General features: G+C 55.5%; 1 protein-coding gene. It reads right to left on the bottom strand.

All coding sequences use genetic code 11. The features are described 5' to 3' along the window. Window positions 1-320 (bottom strand): flagellin N-terminal helical domain-containing protein (locus BN1117_RS16080; protein WP_040099012.1); only part of this gene is annotated, 320 nt, incomplete at its 3' end. Window positions 321-557: the final 237 nt, after the last annotated feature.

The following is a 557-nucleotide window of genomic DNA, read 5'->3' as shown; positions in this document are numbered from 1 at the left end:
GCATCTGTGTTGGAGCCGTTGGCTGACTGCTCGGCCAGCACCCGCATCCGCTGGAACATACCGGTGATCTCTTCCATCGCCCCTTCAGCGGTTTGTGCCAGGGAGATACCGTCATTGGCGTTACGGTTACCCTGGTTCAAACCGTTGATCTGGGAGGTCAAACGGTTGGAGATCTGCAGACCGGCCGCATCATCTTTGGCACTGTTGATCCGCAAGCCAGAGGAGAGGCGTTGGTAGGCGGTATCCAGCGCCTTGTTGGTATTCATCAGGTTCCGCTGAGAGTTCAGCGAGGACACATTGGTATTAATAAACATCGACATGATATCTCTCCTATCGATAAGGGATCCACGGCATACCGCACGCTTTCCCCTCGTGTGATAAGGTGAACCGCCTCATCACACTCTCTTGGCAGAGAGTTTGCCCCCCTCTGCCATCTCGTCATATCAGGAGTCCCGAACACCCAATATATGTGCTAACCGATGAACGGCCTTACTGGCCGCCCTCCCTTAACGCAGCAGTGAGAGCGCACCGTTAGGGCGCTGGTTTGCCTGCGCCAA

The organism is Aeromonas australiensis (assembly GCF_000819725.1).
In the GTDB taxonomy this organism is placed as follows: domain Bacteria; phylum Pseudomonadota; class Gammaproteobacteria; order Enterobacterales; family Aeromonadaceae; genus Aeromonas; species Aeromonas australiensis.
Note: the sequence above shows the minus strand (reverse complement) of the source record. Positions and strands in the feature narration are given on the sequence as shown.